At 32.8% G+C, this 22055-nt stretch carries 19 protein-coding genes and 1 pseudogene; 19 read left to right on the top strand and 1 reads right to left on the bottom strand.

All coding sequences use genetic code 11. The annotated features are described in order from the left end of the window. The first annotated feature begins 2 nt into the window (after positions 1–2). The 9 genes from HMPREF3112_RS01335 to HMPREF3112_RS11370 all read left to right on the top strand — a co-directional run bounded on the left by HMPREF3112_RS01335 (position 3) and on the right by HMPREF3112_RS11370 (position 10279). Positions 3–1079, top strand: a complete 1077-nt coding sequence (locus tag HMPREF3112_RS01335) for a hypothetical protein (RefSeq protein WP_070437603.1) — start codon at positions 3–5, stop codon at positions 1077–1079. After that, positions 1080–1607 (top strand): hypothetical protein, encoded by a 528-nt coding sequence (locus HMPREF3112_RS01330; RefSeq protein ID WP_070437600.1) that lies wholly within the window; start codon positions 1080–1082, stop codon positions 1605–1607. Continuing rightward, on the top strand, positions 1585–3264 hold the full coding sequence (locus HMPREF3112_RS01325; protein ID WP_070437597.1) for a YcaO-like family protein: 1680 nt from the start codon (positions 1585–1587) through the stop codon (positions 3262–3264). The genes HMPREF3112_RS01330 and HMPREF3112_RS01325 overlap by 23 nt, the downstream gene beginning before the upstream one ends. Positions 3265–3270: 6 nt before the next feature. Beyond that, positions 3271–4179, top strand: a complete 909-nt coding sequence (locus HMPREF3112_RS01320) for a thiopeptide-type bacteriocin biosynthesis protein (RefSeq protein ID WP_070437594.1) — start codon at positions 3271–3273, stop codon at positions 4177–4179. After that, positions 4180–4992 (top strand): SagB/ThcOx family dehydrogenase, encoded by an 813-nt coding sequence (locus tag HMPREF3112_RS01315; protein WP_070437591.1) that lies wholly within the window; start codon positions 4180–4182, stop codon positions 4990–4992. A gap of 17 nt (positions 4993–5009) precedes the next feature. Then, positions 5010–5756, top strand: a complete 747-nt coding sequence (locus HMPREF3112_RS01310; protein WP_070437589.1) for a hypothetical protein — start codon at positions 5010–5012, stop codon at positions 5754–5756. A gap of 1067 nt (positions 5757–6823) precedes the next feature. Then, a complete protein-coding gene (locus HMPREF3112_RS01300; RefSeq protein ID WP_070437583.1) occupies positions 6824–7555 on the top strand; it encodes a response regulator transcription factor in 732 nt (243 codons plus the stop codon). Between the two features lie 36 nt (positions 7556–7591). Beyond that, the gene (locus tag HMPREF3112_RS01295; protein WP_070437580.1) at positions 7592–8905 is read left to right on the top strand and encodes a sensor histidine kinase; all 1314 of its coding nucleotides are present in this window, start codon (positions 7592–7594) and stop codon (positions 8903–8905) included. A 675-nt stretch (positions 8906–9580) separates the two neighbouring features. Beyond that, a complete protein-coding gene (locus HMPREF3112_RS11370) occupies positions 9581–10279 on the top strand; it encodes a hypothetical protein (RefSeq protein WP_070437578.1) in 699 nt (232 codons plus the stop codon). A gap of 340 nt (positions 10280–10619) precedes the next feature. On the opposite strand, the pseudogene HMPREF3112_RS11210 reads toward HMPREF3112_RS11370, so the two are convergent. Further along, positions 10620–10754: pseudogene (locus tag HMPREF3112_RS11210) on the bottom strand (IS110 family transposase); the annotation flags it as partial. A gap of 286 nt (positions 10755–11040) precedes the next feature. Here HMPREF3112_RS11210 and HMPREF3112_RS01285 point away from each other — a divergent pair. From HMPREF3112_RS01285 to HMPREF3112_RS01240, 10 genes are all read left to right on the top strand, one after another. Further along, positions 11041–14328 carry an FtsK/SpoIIIE domain-containing protein gene (locus HMPREF3112_RS01285; protein ID WP_070437575.1) on the top strand — a complete coding sequence of 1096 codons (3288 nt, stop codon included), beginning with the start codon at positions 11041–11043 and terminating at the stop codon, positions 14326–14328. Between the two features lie 30 nt (positions 14329–14358). Next, the gene (locus tag HMPREF3112_RS01280; RefSeq protein WP_070437572.1) at positions 14359–15144 is read left to right on the top strand and encodes a hypothetical protein; all 786 of its coding nucleotides are present in this window, start codon (positions 14359–14361) and stop codon (positions 15142–15144) included. 20 nt (positions 15145–15164) lie between these two features. Beyond that, on the top strand, positions 15165–15428 hold the full coding sequence (locus HMPREF3112_RS01275) for a hypothetical protein (RefSeq protein ID WP_070437569.1): 264 nt from the start codon (positions 15165–15167) through the stop codon (positions 15426–15428). An 18-nt stretch (positions 15429–15446) separates the two neighbouring features. Continuing rightward, positions 15447–15722, top strand: coding sequence for a hypothetical protein (locus HMPREF3112_RS01270; protein ID WP_070437566.1), 276 nt, complete (start codon positions 15447–15449; stop codon positions 15720–15722). A gap of 19 nt (positions 15723–15741) precedes the next feature. Next, on the top strand, positions 15742–16578 hold the full coding sequence (locus HMPREF3112_RS01265) for a hypothetical protein (protein WP_141738644.1): 837 nt from the start codon (positions 15742–15744) through the stop codon (positions 16576–16578). Positions 16579–16614: 36 nt separating this feature from the next. After that, a complete protein-coding gene (locus HMPREF3112_RS01260; RefSeq protein WP_070437560.1) occupies positions 16615–17913 on the top strand; it encodes a serine/threonine-protein kinase in 1299 nt (432 codons plus the stop codon). A 16-nt stretch (positions 17914–17929) separates the two neighbouring features. Next, positions 17930–18730, top strand: a complete 801-nt coding sequence (locus HMPREF3112_RS01255; RefSeq protein ID WP_070437557.1) for a vWA domain-containing protein — start codon at positions 17930–17932, stop codon at positions 18728–18730. Positions 18731–18748: 18 nt separating this feature from the next. After that, positions 18749–20095: a PP2C family serine/threonine-protein phosphatase gene (locus HMPREF3112_RS01250; RefSeq protein ID WP_070437553.1), complete on the top strand. Its 1347-nt coding sequence runs from the start codon at positions 18749–18751 to the stop codon at positions 20093–20095. 67 nt (positions 20096–20162) lie between these two features. Next, positions 20163–20516 (top strand): TerY-C metal binding domain-containing protein, encoded by a 354-nt coding sequence (locus tag HMPREF3112_RS01245; protein WP_070437551.1) that lies wholly within the window; start codon positions 20163–20165, stop codon positions 20514–20516. Positions 20517–20824: 308 nt separating this feature from the next. Beyond that, positions 20825–21841 carry a transglutaminase domain-containing protein gene (locus HMPREF3112_RS01240; protein ID WP_070437548.1) on the top strand — a complete coding sequence of 339 codons (1017 nt, stop codon included), beginning with the start codon at positions 20825–20827 and terminating at the stop codon, positions 21839–21841. Positions 21842–22055: the final 214 nt, after the last annotated feature.

Here is a 22055-nt window from a genome sequence, read left to right as displayed (position 1 = left end):
TTATGGTATATAAATTATCTGTATTTATCAATGATTTAGCTTTTTCAAACAGTCTAATCATTAAGATTTATAGTTTTTTAAATAATAAAGCAATTAAAGAAATTTGGGTGAAGAAATCAATTCAGCGTGGTCACCATCTTGAATTGTTTTCTCTCAATAAAGAGTATTTGAAGACAATGGAAGATTTTATTGTTGGAGAACTGTCAAGTTATTCCCCAGTTAATGTTCCTGAAATGAAATTAAAGAAGCAAATCATGAGTGTTGCAGCTGCAGAAAACACGGAGGCTGACTTAAATATTCAACCGGATGGGACAATTCTGTTTGAAGAAGTTGAAGAACTATATCAAGATAAAGTTAGGTTAAATTCCTATGAGACTGAGTTGGTTGTGGAAAAGAAAAAGATGGAGTTGATTCTCTATCTTGAAAGTATAGGATTCTTCAACGAGCCTGAAAATCAGCAAAATATTTTATTGGTTAAACTATTCTTAAATTTAGGGTTACTTTTTAATAACAATTTAAAAATGGGTTATCTATCTATGAAGTCAAATATTCTATTCTTTAACTTACAACTGGAGAAGTTGAAGGGTACAATGTCGCCGGAGAAGTATAAACGGTATCATCACTTAGTTAATTTTCTAGATGAGACAGAACAGAGTTATATCAATGAGAATATTGAAATCTTTCTGAATGAAAATAAAAGTTCATTCTATAAGCAATTTGTAGAAGAACTTTATCAATTTTTTAGTGATGAATTTGAAAAAGGAAACCTTTATTATGAAAACCTAAGTGATGCAGAGAGTTTTGTTCAGAAATCACGAAAGAATGGTCAGATAACAGATTTTCACAAAAAATTCTTTACGAATCAAGCTTTTCTTTCCCATCATGCTTCGGAACCCTTTGTGATTTATCGTTATACAGTTGATGTTCTTTATCAAATTATGCCGTTGTTAAACGTTAATCCGCTTCGAAAACAGAAAATTACAAAAATGGTAAGTGATAAGGTTGAGACAGGCTATGATATGACCTGGGAAGACAGTTATGCTGACATGCAAGAATTATTTAACAAGAAGGTACAATAAATGCATATTTTACTTGAAGATGGAGAAAAATATATTTTTGATGGAATCTACTATAGAAAATTTAATTCAAAGAGTAGGAACTTATATTTTCATCAGTTAAAACATAACCATTCCATTTGTTTAGTTAAGAGTCAGCGTGTGAAGTGTCCGTCTCTTACTTTTGAATTGGTGGATGTGGACAATATTGGTGATCTTCCTGTATTGGATAAAAATGATTGTAAGAAAATAGTTGAATTCTTTGCCAAAAACATGACAAAAACTTTTGATAAAGTGATGGAAGTTAGTCAAACAATGAATCAGCTTGGATCTCCGACTTTTTCAGATGGTATCGACACAACAGTAGGAAAATCAATTGTAAAAGTATTAGCTGCACAGTTATTACGCACCTACTTGAGAGAGCAGGGGTGGATAGTACGAGTAGATTTTGAAAATTACCCTAGTAGAAAGGGACAGTTTTTAAAAGTAGATCTTCTCGAAGGCAAAGATATTTATTGTGGGGTAGTAAATGAATACGAACTTAATTACTAATGACTCTTTTTTTAATAAAAAGTATTTAGAAAGTCTGGAAGAAGGACGTAAATATGCTATTTTGGTAGTAGATCACCTCTTCTTTTTCAAGAAAGAGGAAGGATTTCTTGAGGATTTCTTATATACAGTTTCTTTATACAATAGGACTAAAACAAAAAATGTATTAGCTAGCATGTTTTCAACAAATTACCAAAATAGCGAGTTGGAGATAGAAAAAGCAAAACCTCTTATGGACAGGCTAGTCTTTAAAAAGGGACAGATAGGAGTACTGTATCTAGAAAATCAAGCCCTCTCCTATGTTTGTATTAAGAAAAAAAGAACATTTCAAACCAAAAGTAAAATGGAGCTTGGAACTTTATTAGAAAAGGTCACTATTGGTGAATCAGCTGGCTTTCGAGAAAAAACTGTGAGTGAGCTGTCAAAATATGCACAAGAGTTTTTAGACAAGACGGTTGCCTATCGTAAATTTTTCGATTTAGATTCAGATTATTTTCCAGGAGTGGGCATTGAATATGCTGTAACAGACAAATATACAGAATGTGGTTATGGTCGTTCTGCATCTTTTCATGATTCTACTAATATTGCTCTCCTAGAAGCTATTGAAAGATATTCCTCCCTTTTTTACCCCTATCAAAATAAAGATATTTATGCTAAGTTCTCAGACTTAGACAATGCTATTCACCCCAAGAATTTCATTCTCCCATCTTCTGAAAAAAATCCTTTTATGCAGTACCATGATAATTTGGAGATTTATTGGACAGAGGCGGAATCTCTTAGAGATAAGAAAACAGTACTAGTTCCTGAACAATTAGCAGTATATGGAGATTCTTTCTTTAGAGATAAAAAGAAACAGCATCGATTCATATATGATAGTTCAAATGGTGTTTCTTTAGGAGGATCATTTGAGGAAGCTGTACTATATGGATTATTGGAGTTAATTGAGAGGGATAATTTTTTAACGACATGGTATGGTAGGATTCCAATCAATGAAGTTAGACTGGAATCTCTGGGCTTGTCTGAAGATACATTAAATACAGTTCATCGTGCTCAACGAGACGGTTTTGATGTCAAAGTTTACGATATTTCAATGGAGTTAGGAGTCCCTTCTTTTTGGGCCTTAGTAAGAAGTTTGAAAGGGCATAAAATGTACTCTTATACAGCCGCAGGGAGCAACCCAATCCCTCATAAAGCAGCGGAGTCAGCATTGTTAGAAGCTTTGGTTGGAATTAAAATCCATGATAATATAAACTCTGAATTTGGAACAACAGTTCCTACTGAGGTTATTGAGATGGAGGATCACGTCAACTATTATTCTAGTGATCAGCACAAAGGTGCTTATGATTTTCTGCAAGCTTCCCATGTAACTGACTTATCAACAGAAAATTACATTAAAGCCTTTAATACGAAGACTTATTTGAAAAAATTAATTAATGAAGTATTAAAAAAATATGAAGATATCTATGTCGTTAATTTGACTTCAAAAGAAATGGAGAAATTAGGGATCTATACTGTGAAAGTTATTGTTCCAGGACTTCTTCCGATAACTTTTGGTGTACAAAATGAAAGAATATCTGAATCTCGTATCAATAGAGAAAGGAGTAGGAGAGGTCTTGAGGAAGTGAAGCAGATTAGTTGCTATCCTCACCCTTTCCCTTAATATAATATGAAAGAAACTGACAAATGGTTATCCTACCATATCTTTTGCCATAATCTTCTTCATCATGACCGTATCATTTGTAAGTTAAATAAATGGGCCTCTGAAAAACAACTTTACCCTTATTTTTTCATTCGATACTGGGAAGGGGGGCCTCATATCCGTTTTCGGATAAAGAGGGAAGATACCATTCGGGATGACTATTACAATACTCTCGTTGACCTCCTAGAATCGGAATTGTCTGATGAGAGTATCATTCTGACAAAAGAAGAGTATTATCAAGGACATAAGTTAGATGGAGAGAAAATTCCTATTGAGGAATTGCCTTGGTATGAGAATAACACTATTGTTCCGATTACCTATGTTCGAGAGAATGAGAGGTACGGGGGAAAAGAAGCAATTGAGCATGCGGAATATGTTTTTTACCGCTCTAGTCAATTAGTCTCAGCTATGTTAGAAGGTTGTATGAACTGCCACATGATGATTCGGATGCTATTTTATGTCCATATTTATGAGAAAGTAAATGCAGCAATTAAAGAGTGTGGTATAAACTTTGATTTCCCCCAATTCTATGCCAATTGTTTCTCGTATTGGAATGAACTTTATGACTTGAAAGATGCAGAATATATAAGAGACATTGCTAATGCTATCAAACACTCATTTGAGGACAAAGAAGAAAAAATAAATACTGTCTTTTCATTTATTCAGCCACAAATTCAGAACAATTTTATTGACTCTTTAGTAGAGTATTTAAAAAATGTTTCTCAATTAAAGGGAAACAAGATGATGCGCTCTGTCCTGTTTTCTCAAATGCATATGTTCGCGAACCGTCTCGGAATTCCGATTGAATATGAATGTGCCATATACAGTTATTATAACCAGAAAAATAAAAATTTAACTTGCCAGAAGGGAGCATAAATGAAAAAAGTATTGCTTAATGAAGAAATGTATTATACGCCTAACTTTGATTATGATCAATTAAAGAATCGTAGAAAGAAGTTTGCAACCAATCGTATCAATTGGTTTATGAACAATAGTCCTAAACAAGACTATCAATTTCCTAAAGACAACCCAACAGATTTTGATTCCAACAAACAGTATAGTTACTATCAAGAAAATAATGCAGATGATCCGATTCGAAAATTATTTGAAAATCGACGCTCAACGCTTTTAAATTCTTTTGATGGGAAATGGAGTCGTGAAGAACTATTTAATTTATTGACAATAGCTGTTGGACCCAATCCACGAAAAAGATTTTATCATGGAGAGGAATTAATTTTAAGAAACTATCCATCTGGTGGAGCTTTGTTTCCAGTAAAACTTTATCTTTTTATCAAGGATGTGGAAGGTATGGAACCGGGTGTTTACTATATTAGTTCTCAGTTGAAAAAATTGATTAAAGTTGAAAGCAAGGAAAATCTGGTCTGGGACAATCTCTTTCCAATGACTCTTTACAAATTAGACGCATTGAGCAATTCAACAGAAAAAATTAGTTTTGCTGTATTCATGGTTGTTGATTTTAAGGAATCTTTTAAAAAATATGGAGAACTTTCCGAACGTTTAGCTTTCTTTGAGGCTGGACATGTTGCCCAAAATCTTCAGTTGGTTTCGAGTCATCTCAACAAAAAATCACTACCCATTTGTGGTCTCTTTCCAGAAGAAGTTGAAAAACAAATTAATATCCAGAACAACGATAGCCAATATTGTGTTTATGGTATCCTATTTGGATAAAAGCAAGGAGAATTGTTATGCTAATAAATCCATTCCTAACAGTTGAAAATCAGAACGGTGTTTATTATTTTTCTGAAAAATACGGTAAAACAAAAAAGCCTTTTCTAACTTTACAATCAAAAAGAGAACTGGCTGATTTGATAAATGATAGAGAGCTAAATAAAAAAATTAGTAAGCATCTTAATTATTCATTTGCAATTCCAGAACATCATAAGGAACTTTTTTCTATATTGGAAGAAAATGTAGCGTTTTGCTCTGAGCTTGTTAACAAAACAATGCTTGCTAAGTTCTTAATGTACAGATTACATTCTGCGACAATTGAATTCTACAATTACAGTGATTTGAATTTGCAGCATTTAAAAAAGATGTTAGAGTTGGAAAATGGGACTGAGAGTCGAGTACAAGTTGTTATCTATGACAAAAACAGTCATATTCAGGACTTCCAGCCTACATATAATCAAGGATTGCTTCTATTTTTTGAAGTATGTGGTGGAAAATTACGTGGGATAGGTCCTTTTGTAGAAGTATCAGCAGATGGCACTAAAATGAGCCATTTTCAGGAAGAGAAAAACGTAGAGAGAAAAGTCGAGAAAGAAGATAGTTACTGGAATCGATCAATTGAGGAAGTTGTCTTAGATACAGTACTTTCAGCTATTACAGATTATTTTTCAGATTATATTACTGTCTCTTCACCTTTTATGTACCGAAGAGCTATCTTGAATGAAGATACAGTTTGTCTTTGTGAAGCATTTTCTCGTCAATGAGTTTCTTAAGACAAGATTTATAAATTGTTTGGACTGAGGGTTTTCTCGGTTCTTTTTTTGATCTCAAAATGAAGTCGTAATAAATTTTTTAAAAATTTCCATTTATTCTTTTTTTATGGTAAGTTCAAAAATCAGCTGAGCACTCTAGAACCATCATAAAGTATATGAGTATGGAGGAGCTCAGGAGTAAGATTATTGAGGAAAAGACATGATTTAATAGGATTGAAAAACAGTCAGACCAACTAATTTCGTAAGCTTTTATACGACTTGTGCAAAGTGAAGGCTGATAGATTTTGTAGCATTTTTCCATGGACTAAAATATCCAATTCAGCAGTCTTAAAATTCCTTTGTCAAATCAATATCCTTTCTAGACTGATACCTTTATAAATGCTCTCTATTTCGTAACGATCAATTAATCACGACATGAACTTTGTCCTCATAAGTTAATTTAATGAGAAAAGCACCCCAAAAGTTAGATTTATTTGTCTAACTTTTGGGGTGCAGTTCAAAAATTATTTGCACACGGAGAAGATAATATTATTTTAGTAACTAATTTTTATGATTATTCGCTCTTTATTTCTATGAAATCATCGATGTATCCTTTTATTAATTCTAGTAGTGTTGTATAGCTGTAATTTGAAGATAAGTCAATAATTCCTAGAAGTTCAAGGTGATTTTCGAAAATATAATTATAGTCAACATCCGACGTTAGTAGTACGATTTGTGCAGAGTTCTCATTGTTTCGAATAGCTTTCACCATGGTTCTGTAATTGCTTTTTTGAGTAATTATGATAAAATATAGACTAAGAAATTCATGAGAGATTTTAATAGTTTTTAATGGGCTATCCATCTTGCATTGAATTTTTTTCTGTTTACAGTAATGTTTGATGGACAGGTATAGTCTTAGCGACGTTAATAACTGCCGAAATAATTTCAATATATATTCCTTCTATTCTATGAGATTTGACTTTATTATAATATTTTAGAAGAGGAAATATTGGGTTTATCAAAAACGGTCTGTATATTGTCATTAACAGTCATCATTTTTAATAGTTTAGGAGAAAAGGATGATTAACATCTTTGTTCTAGAAGACGAAATTTTACAGCAATCTCGTATTGAAAATACGATAACAGAGGTTCTAACAAAGCATTCTTGGAAATGTAAGGGACCTGAGATTTTTGGGAAACCCTCTCAAATGCTAGAAGCAATAGTTGAACGTGGTTCCCATCAACTATTCTTTCTAGATATTGAAATAAGGGGAGAAGAGAAAAAAGGATTAGATATTGCTAGACAAATACGTGAACAAGATCCACATGCCACAATCGTATTTGTAACGACGCATTCAGAGTTTATGCCTATAACTTTTAAATACAAAGTAGCTGCTTTAGACTTTGTTGATAAAGCCCTAGGAAACGAACAATTTACTTATCGGATTGAATCTATTATCGAGTATGCCATGGAAAAAGAAGGACAGGCAGTCTCTCAAGATGCCTTTAAGTTTGAAACATCTTTGGCACAAGTTCAGGTTCCTTTTAATAAAGTATTGTATTTTGAGACTTCCCCAACGGTTCACAAAGTAATTCTACATACGACAGATGAACGTCTTGAGTTTTATGCAAGTATATCGGAAGTTGAAAGGGCAGATGAACGACTATATCGTTGTCATAAGTCTTTTGTTGTCAATCCAGAAAATATTGAAAAAATAGATAAAGAACAAAGAATTGTTTATTTTGATGGGGACCAAAATTGTTTAATCTCTCGTTCAAAAATGAAGGGCTTGAAAGAACGGATTAAATAGCAAAGTATACCAGAAAAGTAATGGAAAGGTCAGCTTATGGAAATGTTATTTGAACATTTGACATTTGTCGCCCACATAATTGTTGTCTTATTGCTGTATCAACACATTAGTGGAAATAAATTCAAGTGGTATTGGTTTATCATTTTTCCAATAACATTTAGGATTCTTTTCCTGCTGGTTCCACCACTAGCTTATTTTGCCTATATATTCTTCCTGCCCGTCTATTCTCTATATCGAAATAAGTATGGTAGTAGGTTGTTGGATGTTTTTTATAGTTTTTATCCCATTGTAGTAGAAAGCTTGATTGGACGTGTATTAGCTTTCTATCTGTTTCCTATACTTGGATTTAACCAAGTTATGATTAACACACATTATTGGATAAATTTTATAATAGAAGTTTCAATTTACCCACTATACTTCTATTTTACAAAGTTTGTGAAAATTGATTTTTACAATTTACAAAAAGGGGTTAAGAAAAATTATTTAAGCCGCTACTTTGTTCTCATGAATGTATCGATGTTTTTTTACATAATTTTGTTGCAGGTACTGGTGATAGGAGAAGGTTTTATTCCAAATGCAGTAGAACATCGTGAACATTTAGTAGGGATTTATGTTGTCATATTTTTTGTAATGCTGATTTATTTAAACTCAACTCTTACTGAGAAATTAGAGTTAGAGTTGCTTTATCAAAAAAACAAACAATTAGAAGAATTGTCAGTTTATAGCAAGCATGTTGAATCCTTATATAACGAAATCAGAAGCTTCAGACATGACTATATCAATGTTCTGACGAGTATACAAGAAGGAATTGAACTTAAAGATATCGAGGCTATCCAAGAAGTTTATGATAATGTCTTGTCTAAGACAAAAGAGAATTTTTCAAATAGTAAGTACGACTTCGCTAATCTTTCTAATATTACGAATACTGCAATTAAAAGTGTTGTTTCTGCCAAATTGTTAGAAGCTCAAAGTAAGAACGTAGAAGTGCATATCGAAGTTGAAAGCCTAGTAAGTCTTTCCAACATGGACGCTTTGGATATAATAACGATATTATCTATTCTTTTAGATAATGCTATCGAAGCAGCCTGCTTGGCAGAAAAGCCATGTTTAACTTTGGCTATTTTCCAAGAAAAAGATAGTGATATTATTGTTGTAGAAAACTCTATTCGAGAAGAAAAAATCAATATTTCTAAAATCTTTGACCTGGGGTACTCTTCAAAGGGAGAGAATAGGGGAATTGGTTTATCAAACGTGCATGACATTTTGGATAAATATCCTGCGGCCTTTATTAAAACAAGTAGCCGAAAACATTTATTTAGACAAACTATTGAAATCAAAAGAGTTTGTTAACTTTAGTGAGTTAGTGTCAGGAATTGCCTAGTCGTAACTAATTGTAAGTCCACTAAAAAGTGAACTTGGTAGTTAAAATAAAAAAGGAGGAATCTATCTTATATTTGGGTAGGTTCCTCCTTTTAAGTTTCTTTGGCTCTTAGTCAACTGTAGTGAGTGACGAAAAGCTATCAATAAAGAGCTAAAAAAACTAGGGCCATTGCCCTAGTTGTAAAGGAGGTTTGTTCACATCTGGGTTTATAGGAGATTATGATGTGAACAGGATTGGATTAGGAGTCTCTATTTCTATTAGGAGGATTAGAGACTGAAAGGATTAATTTTCGAGTGTAGTTTCATCGAACTACAAGAAAATTATAGCAGTTTATGGGGAAGGACACAATGGATTTAGGGGGTGTCACATCTCTTATTTCCCAAAGGTTGAATTTTATAATATTTGATGTGATAATATAAAAGTGGGGTTCAGATATAACTATCATCCACATTTTGCTTGTGAGTCAGAATTGCTGATATCACTATGCAAGATTTTTATTTAATATATATGGTACTATTAGTTCGAAGATTCGAATCAGAGAGTATGTCTTATTATTTCAAGGTTACAATACGTCTAACAACTCTTTCTATAAAAGGGAAATATACTTTTTAACCTTACACAATATCTTGAAAGGAAATAGAGTTATGAAAAGCTTTTTAAAAAACTTATCGTTTACAATGAGTGATTCAATTCTAATGGCTTTGAAACACCCAGAATTGTTTTTCTTATTGGTTTTAGAAAACTATTTAATTTTACCATATGTTTCGGATATTCAACCTTTCCTTGTGCCTATTGTAATTGCAATAACGATAATTGGTGTTGATATTTACTTTATGGGAAATATATTTACCCATTCTAAAGAGATCTCAAGGGTACTTTGGTCATATATCTTAAGGTTTTTAATTACGATCCTAGTGATGATATTTATTATTTATCCCTTTATTAGTCACTATGCTTGGGTTAGTTTATACCGTTTATTTAAATTATTTGGAAAGATTCTTTATTCAGAAGATTATATAATTGTGTCATTACTTACGGTAGTTCTCTGTCTTTTTATATGTGATTTTATAGCTAAATTGACTCTTTCAAAAAAGAAAAATAAAAAAATTGGTAATTTACCAGGGTACTGTATTGGTTTTTTTGTATTTTTTATATTTCTCGTACTAATAGTATTCTTTACTTTTACAAAATCGTTTAGCCAATTTGAGATATTTAAAATACCGGCTATTTTTCTTATCTTCATTCTATGGTGTATTCTACTCATATGGCAAAGATTATACTGTCTTTCGTTAAATGATTTTGTATCAATTGATAAGAATTTGTATTCCTATTCAGAAGACTAATGTTTATTTTGTAAGATTGGAGTAAATAGTTTCAAATTATTCAGAGGATTTTAGCAACTCAAGGATAAAAGTATAGTTGGTTCCATAATAGAAGACTTTTTACGTATGGGGAAGGACTATTTAAAAACTTAAGTTGTATCGAACTCTAATAAACAAGCCAGATATTATTAGTGAAGGATTTAGTTCTATATTATATAGGGCTAGGTCCTTTTCTACTATAGTCACACTAAGGAAATTGTCTTTTTTGAAATAAAGTTTAGTGTAAAAAATGTACACTAAACCAACACCCTATCTGGTGATTTTTTTGATAAGGCGTTACAATAATATGGCATAAACAATTTTACCGATTTTGAGTAGAAGTATAATCGTAAAGTTTGTTATGCGTTATGAGGTAATACATTGTTCTAATGAGATGATGTATAGAGGCAATCGGGTGTGGTTTGGTTGAAGTCACTTGCGATTGTTTTTTCCGTTTTAGTTTAATTTGCTAATTGTTGAAGAAATAGATCTGGACTAAAATACCTTACGGGAGATTCAACATCAATAATTAAAAACTAATAAGAAATACATAAAATTGTTAAATTTTTAGAATTCTCGTTGTAATAAAACTAAATTTACGATAAAATTAAATCAAAAAGACAGAATAAGTTGGTAACTATATCATTATAGTAACATTTCTGAATTTAATACTATAGATAGTCTGTGTTTAGAGCGTATAAGAATTTTGTTTGTGATTTTGCTAGTAAAGAAGGTAACTGCGAATGACTATAAGAGAACGGATAGAAGAAATAAATTCATTTTTTTTAAATCAACGAAAGCATTTCAGTTTAGTTGAATCCGAAATAGATACATTAAAACACACATATACTTTAAGAGAAGAACAAATTCGTAAGAAATATTTAAACAGAAGAAATGATGTGAACCGAGTCTACAACGAAGTACTGAAATTTTATAGAATTGCGAAAGATAATACACGTGCTGAATTAGTTAAACGGGGAAAACAGCCAATCGCTCCTGATATTAACCTTCTATCAGAAATGGTGTATAAAATAGATGAAAACAATTATAATGATTCTACCGCTTCAAAGATAGTTGAGCTTTCAAGTAATTACATTGTTTTTCTTGAACATCAGATTAATGAAATTGATGGAATTGAAAAAGAAGAACTGGATAAACTAGAGACTGAGTTAAAAAATAAATTATTGGTTTTAAAACGGAAAAAGCAATCTATCTTAAAATCATGTGAAGATTATCTTTCAGGACAAGAGGTTGGTAATCTTAGAAAATTATTTGATATTCTTGATAAAGAATATGGGTTTGGTAATAACAATGCAGTTCGAAAAACAAATGGATTAAACAAAACACTTTTATACGGGTATCAGCAAAGAAAGTTGTCGATACCATTAAGCTTGCAACAGAAGGCTCAAAAAGAGTTAGGAAAAAACTATAAAAACAATTATATTGATTGTCCATGTGGATTTAATTTCAGCAAGCAGACATATATAATTGCAGAATATGTTCCTTGCATCGAATCGGAAATTCAAAATGGAATCAAGGGTTTAGTTATAAATGTTTTACTCAGCCTACCAATTGAAGATATTAGAGTAAGTATTCTTGATAGTATAAAGTACAGTGCAAATATGCTTGGAGATTTATCCTCACTCGCTGGTCTGCAAGGAGGAGTTATAGAATCTGTTCCAAAAAATGAGGATGATTTAAAAAATAAAATTAAAGCGCTTTCGGAGTATTATCGTAGTGTTGAACGAAAAATTGGGAAAAGAAATGTATTTGACCATAATAAGAGAGTGTCCTCAACAGAACGAATTCCCCTAAGGCTCTTGTTAATTAATCGGGAAGAAAAAAAATATAATTCTACTTCATCAGAGATATCATATTTATTAAACAATGCACATAAGCTAGGGATTATTGTTGTAGAACTCGTGTGTAACAGAGACGGAGGTAGCAAGAGTCATAATATAGAACAGAATATACTTACAAATACAAATGGAGAAATAAGAATCGTTGCAGATAGTGCAGGTAGATTATACAGGCTTCAAGATAAAGCGTTTTATCCATTTAGATGGCATCAGGCCCCCAATAGGCTTTCAGATGAATTTATAAGTTCACTTGAGGGACAGATAAAGCGAAATAAGCGTGATCCAGATTTATTCTCGTACTATCCTTTAAAAGTTCCAGAGAGGTCAAGTGGGAAAAGACGTCCTATAATTATTCCATTTGCAAGAGACGACAATGACTCCATAGTGAGTTGTACTTTTGAAAATGAGAATTTTGCTGCTTACATCATGGGAGCATCTCGTTCTGGGAAGTCTACACTTTTGCATGTGATGATATGTTCACTAATTATGAACTATCATCCTGATGAAGTTGAACTATGGCTTGTTGACTTCAAAAAGACTGAGTTTCGGCGTTATGCGCAATCATGTCCCCCTCATTTAAAATATTTGTTGCTAGAAGAATCTGAAGATTTAATCTTTGATCTTATTGATGAGCTTAAGGAGACCTTGAATGAACGTATGAGGATTTTCTCGGATAATGGATGGTCAAAACTATCTGAGGTGCCCTCACAAATATATATGCCTGCTATCTTTATTATCATTGATGAATTTGCGCAAGTATCTCAAAAACTACGCGATTCACAGTTTTCTGGTGAGACCAACTATTCTCGTGAGCTTGAAAATATTCTAGCAAAAGGAGCTGCTTTTGGAGTGAAGTTTATTTTTGCTAGTCAATCATATAATACAGGAGTTGAAGGCCTTTCTCAAACAGCAAGAAAACAGATACAGATGAGGTTTGCTCTAAAAAATACAGCTGATGAAGTGAAAGATACACTTAATTTAAACTCTTATCAGATTGATGAGAGATTAATGCAGTTAATTTCATCCCTTCGAGTATATGAAACTTTATTCAAGAGAATAGATGATAATACCGGCGTAACTATAGTAGATAGATATTTCAATCTAAAAGTAGAAATGTCAGAATTGAAATCTGCGATTGAGTTTTTAAATTCCAAACTTTATCCTACAGATTCTTTAATAGATAGATTCTCCTATATCAACAAAAATCCAGTTTTACTGATAAATGACCAACCATTAACTTTTAAAAGCTTAGTTCCTAAATATATTTCTTTCGAGAAGAATATATCTAATAGTAGAACTTATAGAGATGTAGATTCAGATGATGTGTTTATTTATCTAGGGGTCCCATGTAGTTTTAAGCTAGTGAAACCCATTCTTTTTAAGAAAATGGCTTCCCAAAACTTATTGCTTGTTGGAGGAGAAATAGATACACAAGCATGCATATTACTTTCTATTATTAATAGTTGGAGAAAGATAGATACTAAGTTATCTAACTTTGAAATATGGGCTCATGAGCAATACCCTACATTTAAACGATATAAAGACCGTTGGCAACAAGCAAAATGTGAAAGTGATATTCGTAAGATAACAGAACGAACAGAAAAGCTCATTGATAATCTTTCTAACAGTATTACAACAAATAAACTTATTGTTTGTATGGGGCTTGATTTTTTGTATGATGATTTTGATGATTATATCAACTTATCAAACTTACGAAAAACAAGTAAGGGAAGTAACCCGAGTGAGAATAGTGGTATTGATTTGTGGTCACTTATGAATTCTACGGATGTTACTCAAGAACAGATAAAGACTTATAATAATACTACTGATTCGAACAATACGGATCATGATGTTATAGGTGACTTGAGAAAGAATATGAATTTGTTATTATCAATGGCCTCTAAAAAAGGAATCCATTTTGTATTTTTGTTTACACACCATCAAAATTATCGTGCTGCTAAGATAAGAGCATCTGATTGTCAACACAAAGTACTATTTCCAATGTCTAGAACTGAATCGAAAGATATCGCAAATATTGATACAAGTGATTTAGGAAATGGAATCTTTGTGTACAGCGATGGTTACAAAAAATTTTATATGCGCCCTCATATTTATAGAGGGGTTCCATGTAATGGTTGGATTTTTGATAATGGTACTATTATCAAGTTGTAATGTAAGTGCTTCAGAATACGGAGGAATCCAATGACAAGATTCGATGTAAGTTCTAGTGGGGCGAATGCTCTGATGGAATTATCAAGAAAGTTACTATCAACATATGAGAATCTGGTTAATGCTGGTGTAGTGTTAGAAGAGAGAATTGGTTTTCTCGAAGGAAGAGATGCGGAGCTTTATACAAAAATTATAGAAGCATCGCAACATATAACGTTCCTAGTAAAAAAAGATAGAGATAATTTTTTCCAACTCTCAAATAAGTTGAAGCTTTTATCAATTAAATTACAAGAAATACTTGATATTTCGTCAGTATCGGTAACAGCTAATTCTGGGGAACAAAATGTAAGAAACGAAACAATGTTCATTGAGAGCATAGAAGAAAAGAACATTCTTGATAATTTTTATAATAGTTTAAACGTGACCAAAACAATCAATCTTATAGATCCTCCGGGCGGTCACCGTCTGTCTTGGGTGCATTCAAGGGATATCATTGGCGTATTTCATTTTGAGAGTATTAAAGCAGATGATCTTTGGAATCACCATACTGGTAACAAAGCTAAGTTTGCAGAACTTGCTTTAAAAATCGGAACTGTCAGGACTATGATTGAAGGAGGAATGAATTTGGAACAAATAAAACAAGATTCCACTTTAACAGCTTGCGTTGAGCAATATTTTTCTTTGAATAGGGCGGTTAGAGTCTATCAATATGGCGATAAGTATATTTTCTCAGGAGAAGGTCGTCGTAGAGTGCGCATAGCTCAAGAATTGGGACTTGATATTCCTGTTTTTATAGCTAAGATCGCTCACATAGTATAAGGTGGAGGAGGATTAAGTTAATGTTAGATACAAATGAATTGCAGAATGCAGCACAAGCATTACAAATTTATATTGAAGATGTTCAAGATAACATCAAGGTTATGAATAGTGCTGCTATTGATTGCATTGATAATATGGGAAGTGACCAGTATAGTGAGAAGGCTGCCAATCAGCTTCAAGAATGCATTAAGGGAATAATACCTAGTGTAATTGAAGCGCAGGTACTACATGGAAAAATTTTGAGCAAAATCAGAGAAATTGAAGAGTCTCAAAATATACTTTGATAGAACAAGAGGGTTTATATGGCAAAGATAGAGGCAACCAAAATGGGTGCTGAGACGTTGAGAAAATTAGCATCTGACTTAAAAAATAGCAATGATAATTTGCAAATATGTAGCAATACATTGAAAAGTTCAATATTAGGTTTAGATAATTTAGGAGACTTTTCTGTCCAAATAATGGATATTGTAGAGCAAATTGCAGCATCTCAAGTTCAAGGAAGTGAATCGGTAGAACAACTCTGTGGTAGATTAAACACTTTAGCAACTAAGATAGAGTCTATTTGCGATTCATTATAGACATCGGGAGAGAAATAGAGTGGAACCTATAAGAAATAGCATTATCAAAGAAAAATTTAGATTGCATAATGAATATATTGCTACAAGTAAAGAAAGGGATATTAATTCACAACTCGATTGTGAAATTAGAAAACTCAGAAAAAAGACTATACCGCCTGTAACATCCTATCTAATACGTGGTGTTATTTTTGGATATTTTATAGCGATTTTTGTAGGAGTAGCATATAATTCTCTAAGTGCGTTTGGAACCGGTTGGTTTTTTTCTATTGTTGGTGCTGTAATTATTTGGGGATTGAGATGTACTTCAATAATAGAGTTCAATAAATCTATTGAAGAAAAAAAATCGACATTAAATCTAAAAGCACAAGAAGACATTAGAAAAGTACATGAGGATTCTGATCGAAAAACTCGTGAAGAGATTGAAAATTATGATAGGGAGGTGAAAACATACTTTAGGAAAATCAAGAATAACAGAAAGAGTCTTGAAAGGATGGTGGACTTTGCATGTAATCTATTTGACTCTGCTCTTATAGATGCTACCAAGATGGCATCTAATGCTGAGAGATTTATTAAAATCGATTTTAAGTATACTGTTTCTATGACTAACATAGTTTATGAAACGAGCGTAGGTCACTCAATAATATATGATATGAAATCTCATCGTTATAGGAATCTTGATAAAGATACTGAGTGTGAAGCACTAGCTGCAGCTTTAAGGAAAATGATTGGAGATTATATACTGAAGAAATATGTCTCAAAGCAGGTGCAATTAATGTATGGGAACAACGATGCAAATGTTATACTTCATTTTGAAATGCCTAATACTAATTTTGTTCCAGCGACAGTCATTATATGACAATACACTTTTTAGTTATTACGGAGGTTAAAAATAATGAATCATTTTGAGTCAGGAAAAGTTATAAACACTAATTTTGGCATTCCTATCACAATAGAGTCCTTTATAGCAGGTGGAGGACAAGGTGATGTGTATAAAGTAACTTATGATGGTAAGAAGAAAGCCCTTAAATGGTACAAACCAGGAGCATTAGCGGATCCTGATGCATTCTATGAAAATCTTGAAAAAAATGTTAAAAAGGGCTCACCTGATAAGGCGTTCTTGTGGCCACAAGCGATTACAGAAAAGACAGAAGGTTCTTTTGGGTACATTATGGATTTGAGACCAGCTGAATATCGTGAACTTACGGATATTCTTGTTTCTTCCGGTGGAGGTGGCTTTTCGACCTTCAAAGCGATTGTGGAAGCTGGAATTAGAATAGTTTCTGCCTTTCGAAGTCTATATAAGATTGGCTATAGCTATCAGGACATGAATTCTGGTAACTTCTTCATCAACCCCAAAACTGGTGCTGTACTTATTTGTGATAATGATAATGTTGCTCCTAATGAAACATATACAGGAATTATTGGGACACCACAGTATATGGCACCTGAGATTGTTATAGGAGAATCAAAGCCAAACACTCATACGGATGAGTTTTCGCTTGCTGTTGTTCTTTTCATGCTTCTATGTGCAAATCACCCTCTTGAAGGGAAACATTGGACAGTCCCATGTTTAACACCCGCTCTTGAAAAGAGATTGTACGGAAGCGATGCACTTTTCATTTTTGACCCAAATGATGATTCGAATCGACCAGTAAAAGGAGTGCATAACAATGTTCTGAAAAGGTGGGACTTCTTACCTCAATATTTAAAGGATATTTTTAATACAGCATTCTCTCATGATGCGATAACCAATCCTAACAGAAGGGTTAAGTATTTGGATTGGTTGAAGGTGCTTATTCGTTTCCAAAGCGACATTGTTAGATGTCCATCTTGTGGTAATGAGATTTTCATAATAAATGCTTCAGACACAAACTGCGATAAGTGTCAAAGACTTTTTGAAGTTAAAAATACTCTAAAACTATCAGACTACTCAATTACGGTTGCCAAAAATACAAGAATCTATAGGTGTCAGATAGAAGTTTGTAATGCAGAAGAGGCCCTTACTCCGGTTGCTCTTGTTGTAGCAAAGAAAGATAATCCTAATATTTTGGGGCTTAGAAATATGACCAAAAGTACTTTAGTTGGAGTAACACCGAGTGGAAAGACAAATCAGGTGAAACCTGGTGAGGTTATTCCAATTAAGGCTGGAATAAGCATTAAAGCTTTTGATGGAAAAATTGAAATTCAATAAATAGGAGGATACACTTATGCCATTAATTAGTGATACAGAAGAAATTTCACGCAAGCTACTTCCCATTATTTATGTATTAGATACATCTGGAAGCATGGAGGGGAGTCGTATTGCAGCAGTAAACGCAGCAATGAACGAGACGATGGAGGTTCTCAAAGATGTTTCCCAAAAAAATCCTACTGCACAGCTGAAAATAGCCGTACTACAATTTTCAAGTGGTCCCCAATGGGTGACAGATGAACTAGTTTTTATGGAAGATTTTTACTGGAATGATTTGAAGGCTGGTGGACTGACGGATTTCGGAAGCGCTCTCAATGAATTGAACAATAAACTATCAAGGAAGCAGTTTCTAATCAGTGAAGTTGGGTTTAAAGCTCCTGTTATCATTTTTATGAGTGATGGAGAACCGACCGATGATTATGAATCAGCATTGAACAAAATTAAGAGTAACAATAAGTGGTTTAAAACAGCTACTAAAATTGCAATTGCTGTAGGAGATGATGCAAATATCCAGGTTCTACAGAAGATAGCTGGTAATAATGAGGCGGTTATTAAGGTTGACGACCTTGAATCTCTCAAAAAACTAATAAGAGTTGTATCTGTAACTGCTTCTACGATTGGTAGTAAAAGTAGAACTGAAGATAATCAGACAGAGAGTATTATGTCTCAAGTTGAAAAAGATATGGGAAATGATATTCAGACTACAAGCAATTCAGATATTAGTCAAACCGATAATAATCAAGATTCATCGGATTCGTGGTCTGGACAAGATGTAGATGATAGCGATGAACCTTGGGGAGATACTTCTTGGGATTAGTAGATGGAGGTATAGGACATGTATGAGCTAGTGTGTTCCTTGACCCGGGGTTCTGAACATATAAAACATGATATTCCATGTGAGGATCATGGTCAGATTTTTGAGGCAGAATCTTGTAAAATTTTTGCAGTAGCAGACGGACATGGTGATACAAATTGTCCCAGAAGTCAACTCGGATCAAAATTTGCATGTGAGATTGCTATCTCTGAAATGAAGGTTTTCAGCACTGACATTATTGAGAATTCATGGGAGAAAAGAGTTATTTCTCCAGGTAAAGATCAAGATTCCCTCATTCGTCAACTGATAACAAGCATTGTAGCCAAATGGATCACAGCAGTTAATGAAGAATTAGAACTGAACCCTTTGTCGGAGGAAGAAAAATCAGGATGTAAAAGGTACATTGACAGATATGATAGAGGAGAGAGACTTGAGCATATCTATGGTACGACTCTTATTGCAGGTTTACTGACTGAATCTTATCTTCTCTTAATACAACAAGGTGATGGGAGATGCGTTGTTTTTAATGCTGATGGAAGCACATCTCAGCCTATTCCTTGGGACGAAGATTGTTTTGCAAATGTCACAACATCACTTTGCGACCAGGATGTTATTCAGAAATTTAGATATCATGTAATTGACCTTTCTAAGAATCCAGTAATTGCTTGTTTGATGGGTAGTGATGGAGTTGAAGATTCGTTTTTCACCATGGAACTTATGGATTCCTTTTATCGTGATTTACTCGTCTACGCAAGTGAAAATGGAGTGGCAGGATTAAATAAACATCTGGATGAAGAATTACCAGAATTTAGTCGACAAGGTAGTGGTGATGATGTGACAATTTGTGGCATCGTAGATATTGATAAAGTAAAAGAGTTTATATCTACTTTCCAACGAGATAATGAGATTATTCGTAAGGAAAGTGCATTAAAAGAAATAAATGATCGTTTAAAATCAATTAATGCTATGGGTAAGTTGGATGCTTTGAAATCTGACTATGAAAAAGCTGCAGAAACAGTAAGAAAATCTGAAGAAGATTATTCTAAAGCTGTAGAAAAGTACGATTCTTATACTTCAGATTTTCAACAATTTAATCAGGATGAAGCAGAAGGATCTGAGATAGCCAAAGTATTTGCTAGGATACTAGATGTAATCTTATCAGGAAAACGTGCTGAGACTTTGAAAAATAAAATTACTGAATTAAAAATAGAGGTTGAACAAGCAAAGCAAAATCTTGATTTATCACGTGAAAATTTAGTTCCAGTAGAAGAAGAATATCATGATTTTTTGGAGAAAAAAATAGTGTATGAGAAGAAAAAAGAAACTATAGAAGTACAACTAGCTGAACTTAGAGATTCAGAACAGTAATGATGTTTCTATAACAGTTTTTAGTTTACTCGTACTTTAATTTGCATGATAAAGGATTGAAATTAATATGGAAGCTAGTGTTTTGGTTATGAAGTGTGGCTTATCAAGAAACACATTCGGAGTTCGAATTCAAAAAATGAGGGATGGCGATTGGTATAGAACATGGGCTTTTAAACTTAACGATAAGTTAGCAAAGAGGGAAGGGTATGAGTTACAATCAATCTCAGGAAGTTTAATTGCAACAGAAGATTTCCCTGGTTGCCCGTATTGTGGAGCTCATAGTTTTTATCAATGTGGCAATTGTAATAAGATTGTATGCTGGGATACTAAAGATACTTCATTGACTTGTCCGTGGTGTAATAATAGTTGTGATACTATGGTTCAAGTAGAGCAGTTTTCAGTTGATGGTAATGAGTTTTAATTGTTTATAATAATACTTATTCAGATGGTAAAAGATACTTTCTGTAATTCTGTTAATATCCTAGACATGTTTTGAGCCAAATATTAGGGGTCTAGCAATCTACGGTTGCTAGACCCCTTTACAGTAAAGGTAAAAACTTTGCCTTTACTGTAAAGGGTGCCTTATATTTAATCCTTTTGTTTTTAAGTCTTGGTAAGTATTACTAAAGCAACTGTTGGAATCTTGATGCAGTTTTGTGTATAACTATGATGATACTAGTTAAGCAGATAATTATATAAAGTTACAGTTACTTTTTTTGGAGGTTGAATGTGTTTCCTGAATATGTAAAGTTTTACTATGAAAAGATCCCAAAAGTACAAAAAGATATTTATATACAAATGTATAGAGGCTTTCGGGAACATAAACAAAAATTTAATATAAAGGCTGATACAAATATCATAAGTCCAGAGGATTTACAATATATATTTAGATGTCTTTATAATGATACGCCATCCTTCTATTTTGTTGATATTTCAAAGTTTGAATTTATCAAGAGCTCAACAGGATATGTTTTTGTTAATAACTTCATTTACTCTGAGGAGGAAATTTTAAAGCATAATAAAGCAATTCTTGATGGACTTCAGATTTTTAAAAAACGTTATATCAAAAGTGACATGACTGATTATGAAAAAGAATTGGTTATTCATGATTATTTAGTTAGAACAGTCACCTATGACTATGAATCAATCAATGAAAACGAAAAAGAAGATCAAAATCGTGAAATATATAATGTCTTGGGACCGTTATTATGTAAAAAGGCAGTATGTTGGGGCATTGCATGTGCCTTCAAACTTATTTGTGACTATTGCCGAATCAAGTGCTTTGTAATTTTGGGAAAAGCCTTGCCGAACAATCCCGGTGACTCTGGGCACGCATGGAACATAGTAAGATTAGATGACGAAAATTACCATGTAGATGTTACTTGGGATATAAAGAAAAAAGGTGATATTTCATTTATCTATGATTATTTAAATCTAAATGATCATTTGATAAAGCTAAATCATACATGGGATGACGAGATATATCCCTTATGTAAAGCTCTTACATATAACTACTATTATAGAAATAAGTTATATGTAAAAGATTTAGAACAAATACCAGACTATATAAGAAGAAGCATATTGTCAGGATCGAAGTACATTACTTTTAAATTTGCAAATCGTATTCCTGAAGAAACTAAAATTAGAGAAATGATAGAAGTGGGTATGAAAAAAGCTCGTTATTATGATTCATATTATTGGTTAGTAGATGTAGAGACACATAACATATATATTGAATTATGCTAGAAGGAAAAGTTCTTAAACAATAATCTGCCTATATGAAGCCGTTTAAAGATATAAATGTGTTTGAAGATTCAAAATCTTTTTATACCTGAGATAATATTCTTGATGTACAGTATGCACTTGACAAAAGCATACAATTTTTGTGGGAGGAATTTATAGATGAAATGTAGTAAGTGTGGTAATGATTTAGGAATAGAAAGTAATAGTGCTGAAAAAG

Source organism: Streptococcus sp. HMSC10E12, from assembly GCF_001807855.1.
GTDB lineage: Bacteria > Bacillota > Bacilli > Lactobacillales > Streptococcaceae > Streptococcus > Streptococcus salivarius.
The sequence above is the reverse complement of the archived record's forward strand: the minus strand, read 5'-3'. Positions and strand labels throughout refer to the sequence as shown.